This is a genomic window from Celeribacter halophilus (assembly GCF_900114135.1).
GTDB classification, from domain to species: Bacteria; Pseudomonadota; Alphaproteobacteria; order Rhodobacterales; family Rhodobacteraceae; genus Celeribacter; species Celeribacter halophilus.
Window position 1 is genome coordinate 345,920 of record NZ_FORY01000001.1, and the last position, 7,472, is coordinate 353,391.

At 61.9% G+C, this 7,472-nt stretch carries 8 protein-coding genes and 1 tRNA gene; 8 read left to right on the plus strand and 1 reads right to left on the minus strand.

The window, feature by feature from the left end; translation table 11 throughout:
• The first annotated feature begins 40 nt into the window (after positions 1-40).
• The 5 genes from BM152_RS01665 (at position 41) to BM152_RS01685 (ending at position 3,703) form a co-directional block, all read left to right on the plus strand.
• Positions 41-838, plus strand: a complete 798-nt coding sequence (locus BM152_RS01665) for a 5-oxoprolinase subunit B family protein (protein ID WP_158527936.1) — start codon at positions 41-43, stop codon at positions 836-838.
• The gene (locus BM152_RS01670; protein WP_066603680.1) at positions 835-1,848 is read left to right on the plus strand and encodes a 5-oxoprolinase subunit C family protein; all 1,014 of its coding nucleotides are present in this window, start codon (positions 835-837) and stop codon (positions 1,846-1,848) included. The genes BM152_RS01665 and BM152_RS01670 overlap by 4 nt, the downstream gene beginning before the upstream one ends.
• 3 nt (positions 1,849-1,851) lie before the next feature.
• Positions 1,852-2,607, plus strand: coding sequence for a LamB/YcsF family protein (locus BM152_RS01675; RefSeq protein ID WP_066603682.1), 756 nt, complete (start codon positions 1,852-1,854; stop codon positions 2,605-2,607).
• A 125-nt stretch (positions 2,608-2,732) separates the two neighbouring features.
• Positions 2,733-3,014 (plus strand): DUF2312 domain-containing protein, encoded by a 282-nt coding sequence (locus BM152_RS01680; protein WP_066603778.1) that lies wholly within the window; start codon positions 2,733-2,735, stop codon positions 3,012-3,014.
• Positions 3,015-3,037: 23 nt separating this feature from the next.
• Positions 3,038-3,703, plus strand: a complete 666-nt coding sequence (locus tag BM152_RS01685) for an eCIS core domain-containing protein (RefSeq protein ID WP_066603684.1) — start codon at positions 3,038-3,040, stop codon at positions 3,701-3,703.
• 16 nt (positions 3,704-3,719) lie between these two features.
• Here BM152_RS01685 and BM152_RS01690 read toward each other — a convergent pair whose 3' ends face one another.
• The gene (locus BM152_RS01690) at positions 3,720-4,598 is read right to left on the minus strand and encodes a hypothetical protein (protein ID WP_066603689.1); all 879 of its coding nucleotides are present in this window, start codon (positions 4,596-4,598) and stop codon (positions 3,720-3,722) included.
• Positions 4,599-5,024: 426 nt separating this feature from the next.
• Between BM152_RS01690 and BM152_RS01695 the strand changes: the two genes are divergently transcribed.
• From BM152_RS01695 to tnpA, 3 genes are all read left to right on the plus strand, one after another.
• Positions 5,025-6,599, plus strand: coding sequence for an ABC transporter permease (locus BM152_RS01695; protein WP_231730524.1), 1,575 nt, complete (start codon positions 5,025-5,027; stop codon positions 6,597-6,599).
• A gap of 164 nt (positions 6,600-6,763) precedes the next feature.
• Positions 6,764-6,839: transfer RNA gene (locus tag BM152_RS01700), tRNA-Thr, on the plus strand.
• Between the two features lie 360 nt (positions 6,840-7,199).
• Positions 7,200-7,472, plus strand: a 273-nt coding sequence (gene tnpA, locus BM152_RS01705; RefSeq protein ID WP_139222463.1) for an IS66-like element accessory protein TnpA, incomplete at its 3' end; no start/stop codon positions are given.

The following is a 7,472-nucleotide window of genomic DNA, read 5'->3' on the forward strand; positions in this document are numbered from 1 at the left end:
TTCAAGACGCAGTCAGACGTCGCACAACAGGGATATGAAAATGCGTGGGAAACCACCTGAAATCGCGGAAGAAATTTCGCGACGACCTGCAGGGACCGGTGCGCCGGAAATCCTGACCTTGGGGCGTGACGGATGGCTGGTCCGATTCGCTTTGACGCTGGAGCCATGGGTCACAGCCGCCGTGCAAAAGCTGCATGCGCAGGCCCAAGAGGCCGCTCGGTCCGGCGCATTGCCGGGCGTGACAAAGGTCTCGCCCTGTCTCACCTCCGTGCTGTTCTCCTTTGATCCGGCAAGCTCGGAGCGGGCCACCATGCGCGCCGCCATCGCGCGTCTTGTGGAGGCCGAAGACTGGCACACGGCCACGCCGGAACCCGCTGCGCGTTTGTGGCAGGTGCCCGTGGCCTTTGGCGGAGAGCACGGCCCCGATCTCGACGAGGTCGCCACGTTGAGCGGTCGCGCTGCGGCGCAGGTGATCGAAGACATCGCGCAAACGCCTCTGCGGGTGCTGGCCATCGGGTTTGCACCGGGGCAGCCCTATCTCGGCCTCTTGCCCGCGCCCTATGACCTGCCGCGCATGTCTGCGCTCAACCCGCAGGTGCCGCAGGGCGCGATTGCCTTGGCGGTGCGCCAGCTTGTGCTCTTCGCCAATGCCTCCCCGACCGGCTGGCGTCAGGTGGCCCGCACGGCCTTTCGTCCTTTCCGTCCCGACAGCGACACGCCGATCCCGCTGCGTGCGGGCGACGAGATGCGGCTGGTGCCGGTCTCGGGGTCGGAGATGTCGGTGCTTTTGTCTGCAGGCGATCCCGCAGGCGGGGCACGGCTGGAGGTGCGCCGATGACAGAGCTTGTGATCCATAAATCCAGCCCCGGCCTGACGGTGCAAGACCTCGGGCGCACGGGGCTGACCCATTTGGGCCTGTCGCGCGGAGGTGCTGCCGATCCGGTCGCCCTCTATGAAGCCGCCGCCCTTCTGGGGCATCGTCAGCCTTTGGCGGCCATCGAGATGGCGGGCTTTGGCGGCACGTTTGAAGTCACCGCGCCCACGCGCATTGCCCTGACCGGCGCGCCCATGCGGGTCAGACTCGGCAGTAAGGAGTTGCGCTGGAATGCGTCGCATCTGCTGGAGGCCGGAGAGCGTCTGAGCATCGGCGCGGCGGAGCGCGGCACCTATGGCTATCTCTCCTTCGCGGGCGGGATCGAGACGCCCGAGGTGATGGGCAGCCGCTCGACCCACGGTGTTGCGGGGATCGGCGCGGCGCTTGCAACGGGCGCGCGCCTGCCGCTGGGACCGGATCAAGATACGGGCGCCTCTGCGCTGGGCTTGCCGCTGGACACGCGGTTTTCTGGCGGCGAGCTGCGCTATATCGCGGGGCCGCAAACCGCGCTCTTCGCGCCTGAGACCCGCGAACGCTTCGAGGCGACGACATTTGCCAGATCGGTCATGGCCAACCGTCAGGGCGTGCGGCTGGAAGCGGAGGCACGGTTTCCGGCTCAAACGCCAGAAGGGCTGGCGTCAGACTTTATTCTGGAGGGCGATCTCCAGATGACCGGTGACGGTTTGCCCTATGTGCTGCTGAACGAATGTCAGACCATCGGCGGCTATCCACGGATCGGCACGGTGATTGCCGCAGACCTGCCCGTGGTGGCGCAGGCCCCTTTGGGCGCGGCGCTGCGGTTCCGGCAGATCACGCTGGAGGAGGCCGACCGGATCGCCGCCGCACAAGAGAAACGGCTCAAGGATCTGCGCAGACGCGCCAAGCCGCTCATCCGTGATCCGGCGACGATCCATGATCTTTTACGCTATCAACTGATCAGCGGTGTGACCGCTGGCGATGACCTGGAGGGTTGAGAGATGCTGAAAACGGATTTGAACTCCGACATTGGCGAGGGCTATGGCGACTGGTCCAAAGGCGACGATGCGGCGCTGATGGAAGTGATTACTTCGGCCAATATCGCTTGCGGTTTTCACGCGGGTGATCCGGATGTGATGGCCGAGACCATGCGTCTGGCCGTGGCCAACGGTGTCGGCATCGGCGCGCATCCGGGCTTTGCCGATCTCAAGGGTTTCGGGCGGCGGCGTCTGGCGCTGAGCCATGAGGAAATCGCCAATATGGTGACCTATCAACTCGGCGCGGCACAGGCGATGGCGCGTGCGGCGGGCGGCGAGGTGCGACATCTCAAACTGCATGGGGCGCTGGCCAACATGGCCTCCGAGGATGCCGGTCTGGCGCGGGTCTGCTACGAAGCCGCGCTCAAAGTGCAGCCCGACATTGTGATTATGGTGCTGGCGGCGACCGCGATGGAGCAGGTGGTGCGCGAGCTTGATTGCGCTTGGGCGGGGGAGATTTTCGCCGACCGAGCCTATAACGACAACGCCACGCTGGTGGATCGCAGCCAGCCCGGTGCCGTTCTGCATGATCCGGAGGCAATCACCACGCGGATTCTGGCGATGCTCCAAGAGGGCGCGATCATTGCCGAGAGTGGCAAACGCATTCCGTGCAAGATCGACACGATCTGCGTGCATGGTGACACGGCGGGGGCGCTGGCGATGACAACGGGACTGCGCGCCGGACTTGAGGCCCGAGGGGTCGAGATCGCCTCGCTCTAGCGCGGGGGCAAATTGCGCGGAAATCCTCTCGCTTTGTGCGGGGGGACAGGCTTGCCATAGCGCGGCGTCGCGGGTAGGGATCAGGACTTGATAAGAGCAAAAACTTTGAGGAAGGTTTCCCCATGATGGACGACGACAACACCTCCGGCCACGCATCCGGTCCCGACGCATCCTACCGTGTCACCGCCGACGAGCTGCGCCAGTTCGTCGAGCGTTACGAGCGCCTTGAGCTTGAGAAAAAAGACATCGCTGATCAGCAAAAAGAGGTGATGGCCGAGGCCAAGGGCCGTGGCTACGACACCAAGGCCATGCGCAAACTCATCGCGCTGCGCAAGAAATCCGCAGACGAGATCGCTGAAGAAGAGGCCATTCTCGATATGTATAAAGAAGCTCTGGGCATGCGCTGAGGCGTTCGTCCGGCGAGGTTCCCATGACCCGACATACCCGCAACCGAGCCGCCGCCGTGCTTGTCGCGCTTGGCCTCGGTTTCGGGATCGGGCTGGGTCTTCTGTGGCGGTCTCCGGTTCTGGCCGGAGTCTGCCCGTCCTGTTTCGGGTTCAGGGAAATTGCCCCGCAGGTCTATTCCGAGTTGCGCGGCCCCACCACGTCCGTGCCCTTGCTGACCCGCCTTGCCCGCGCCGAGGCGCGCGTCGCCGAAGTGTTCGGCCCGCAGGCGCGACCCCGCATCCTGATCTGCTATACCGAGACCTGCAACAAGGTGATGGGCGATATGGATGCGCGCGCGATGACCTATGGCAGCCATCTCTTCTACCTCACACCAGACGGCCATGACACGGAGATCATCGCCCATGAACTGGCCCATGTGGCGCTACACCGCCAAATCGGGCTGCGCGGCCAGATGCGTTTTCCGGCTTGGGTGGACGAGGGGATTGCGGTCTGGGTGTCACACGTGAACCCCGACACATGCGATCCGGGGCAGGGGGCGTTGCCGATCAAATCCCACGACTGGCGCCACTCCGCCGCCGCCCGCGATGCCAGCGCCTATGCGCAGGCCGGATGCCGTGTCGCGCAATGGGTGAAATCCCATCCGGTGAGCCGCTTGGACGGGCTGATTGCCCGACATCTGGAAAACTGACACCAAGCTCCGCAGCTTACGGCGCGATGAAACGCACGCCGTTCATCCCTGCAATCCGGTCGAGATCCTCTTCATAGGCCTCGCTCAGCCGCGCCACCAGCGCCTCGTCCCATCCGGGCAGGTCGATCTCTTCTTCCAGCGTGTCCTCATCCACATATTTGTCGAGAAACGCCTGCATAATCCGGCGTCGCTGTTCTTCGTTCTGTGGCTGATGGGTGTTCAGATAGGTGCGCAGCCGCTTCATGCCCTCGCGCTTCATGATCGTAGCCAGAATGTCCAAACCGCCCGACATGGGCACCAAAGGACCAACCCCCGTCATCTCGCGCATCACCTGCGACCATGTCAGCGGCGTGTCCTCATAGGCGAAACAGGTGATCCCCACATCGGGACAGGCCGCCTGAATCCGTTCGAGAAGCTCCGACCAGCGCAGGGTTTCCGGATCGACGCCGGACATGAAGGCCTCGAAACTGGTGTTCGCTCCGCATTTGGCAAAGGCATTGGGCACGAATGTCGCCGGATTGCGCAACCCGATGAAGAATTCCATATCGTGATCGGCAAATACATTGCGCAGCCACGGCAGCTTGAAATTCGCCTTCTTGTAGAACTGACCCTTCTCGAAGATCAGCGGATGCATACAGATCACATCTTCATAGCTCAGCACCATGCGCTGGCAGTCGTCCAGCTCGATAATCTGGTCGAGCAGAATCTCCTGCGACTCAGGCGTGGCACGCTCGCTCTTGACCTTCTTCATGATCTGCGGAAGCAGATCACGGTAATGCGATGGCGGCGGGACAGCGACCCCGTGTTCGGCCAGAACGGCCTTGTTCTTCAACAGGCCGCGCATAAGCTGTGCGCCATTGGTGCAATGCGCGCCGATATGCATGGAGATCATCATGGGGCTATCCGCTTTCCGAGCTGCTTTGCTGTCTGCATCTGTTCTATGGTCCGCCCTGTCGGGCCTCGCGATGTCGCTCTAATATAAGCTCTTTTCCCGTCAGGGAAACCGCATTTCCGCACAGAGCCTGACAGGCTTTAAGATTGCCCTCTAATGCACAGGGTTGGACCCGTTATGACGCGAGGCTGTGCGAGGGGGCAGGGATGTTTGCGCCCCTTCGCGTATGGGACAGGTCCAGCCCCGCCCTTGCGGGTTTTTCTTCACCTCGCTGCCAAAAGGGATTATGCCAGCCGGATGACCGACCAAATCGCTCAGACACCCGCCTGCAAGACCGCAGGCGCCACGCGCCGCCATCGCAAACTTGCGCGGGTCGCGCGGCTGTCGCCGTGGTCCGCTGGGGCCTTTCTCATCGCCCTTCTGGTGCTGATGCCCCTTCTGGCCGTGGTCTGGATTGCCTTTCATCCCAGCGAGAACATCTGGCCGCATCTCATCTCCACCACCTTGCCGCGCTACATGCGCACGACCGCAGTGCTGGCCTTTGGTGTGGCGGGCCTGTCGGCCTGTGTCGGCACGGGGGCGGCGTGGCTGGTGACGATGTATCGTTTCCCGCTCTCCAAGGCGCTGGAATGGCTGTTGCTTCTGCCTCTGGCGATCCCGGCTTATGTGGGTGCTTATGCTCTGGTCGATTTTCTGGAATATGCCGGACCGGTGCAAGGCGGGCTGCGCCAGATTTTCGGCTGGCAGACCTCGCGCGACTACTGGTTCCCCGAAATCCGCTCCTTGGGCTCGGCCATCATTGTGCTGGCTGCTGCTTTGACCCCCTATGTCTTTTTGCTGACGCGGGCGGCGTTTCGCGAACAATCCGGTTCCGTCTATGAAACGGCGCGGGCTTTGGGGGCAGGGCCCTTTGCACGGTTCTGGCGTGTCGGCCTGCCTCTGGCGCGTCCGGCGATTGCCGCAGGCACCGCGATTGTGATGATGGAGACCGTGTCGGATTACGGCACTGTGTCCTATTTCGCCGTGCAAACCCTCACCACCGGCATCTTCTCCACATGGCTCGAAGGCGGCAATGCCGGCGGCGCGGCGCAGATCGCCACGGTGGTGCTGGTTGTTGTGCTGTTGCTGGTGGGGTTCGAGAAAAGCTCGCGCGGGCGGGCACGGTTCCACCAGAACGCCCGTCAGACCCGACCGATTGCGCCGATCCGTCTTACAGGCTGGCAGGGGCTTCTGGCGCTGGCGCTTTGTGCCGTGCCGTTTCTCGTGGGGTTTGTCCTGCCGGTCTGTGTGATTGCCAATCATGCGCTGGGCGAGTCGGAGCAATGGCTTGCACCGGGCCTGCTTTCGGCCTTGAAGAACACCCTGACCGTGGCGGGGAGTGCGGCGGTTCTGACCGTGATGGCGGCCCTGTTCATGGTCTACGGGGTGCGTCTGACGGGGCGCAAACTGCCGCGCCTGATCCTGCCTTTCACGACTTTGGGTTATGCCGCCCCCGGTGCGGTTCTTGGCCTTGGCATCCTCTTTCCGCTGGCGGGGCTGGATCACCTTCTGGCCGATACGATCGAGCATATCACCGGCTCCGATCCCGGCCTGCTTCTGACCGGTTCGGCTTTTGCGATTATCCTTGCCTATGTGGTGCGGTTTTTCGCCATTGCCCAAGGGGCGACCGACGCCGCCCTTGGCCGCGTTTCGCCCTCCCTGCCGATGGCGGCGCGCTCTTTGGGGCAGACCTTGGGCGGCACTTTGGCCCGCGTCTATGTGCCTTTGATCCGCGGCTCTGTGGGCACGGCGCTTCTGCTGGTCTTCGTCGATTGCGTCAAAGAGCTTCCGGCCACCTTGCTCCTGCGCCCGTTCAACTACAACACGCTGGCCACGCGGGTCTATGACAAGGCCTCGCTCGAACAGCTCGAACAAGCCTCCCCTGCCGCCCTTCTGGTGATCCTTGTGGGACTGGGCGCGGTGATCCTCATGGCCCGCTCCGAAAACGCCGCCGACCTGAGCTGAGCGATAACGGGGCAGGGCGGAGGCGTCCTGTGCCGGAGGGAGGCGTCGGGAGGTGTCTTTGGCGCTGTCATGCAACTTGCCCGACAAAAAGCCGACAAAAGTCCGACAATTTTCATACAAACCTCTTGCACGCCTTTTCCCGAGCAAGTAAACGACGCCCCAGTGCCCCTATAGCTCAGCTGGTAGAGCAACTGATTTGTAATCAGTAGGTCCGCGGTTCGAGTCCGTGTGGGGGCACCATTTTCAAGCCCAAAATCGTAAGAATGGTTGGATTTTGCTGTAAATTTGATTTTTATTTGCAGACTTGCCACACAGATTGCCACACAGATTGCCACACAGATTTCACGGTCATACGTTCAGCGTGCGATATTTGTGTGTTTGATAGATAGGATAGGCGTGCCGTAGCGATTTCTTTAAAAGTTTCGAACAAACTTTTTTTGTGAATTTCCTTTGAACCCATTTCCCCTTCACATGTTGAGGGAGGTTTCATTGAACGAGCAGACAAAACGCTTGGAAAAAGCCAAACAAACGATGCTTCGAAGTAATGCTCCGGCGAGGGCCGTCTGAACAGGGCTTGGCTCCGATGGTAAGTCCGACCTTATGTCCGACTTTATCAACTGTTCCCAAATTGAAGTTCTTTCCGCGACCGATGGCGTTCGCCGTCGGTCCTGGTCTGATGATGACAAACGACGCATTGTGGAGGAAAGCTTTGTTGGTCACCGACAGGTGACCGCGACAGCTCGGCGGCATGGTATTTGCCGCTCGCTTCTGACCACTTGGCGGCGGCAGTATAGAAACGGAGAGCTTGGCTCTTCTCGCCCGGTGTCATTTACGCCGGTGAGTGTAACGCAGAGCGGGATCGCGCAGCAGAGC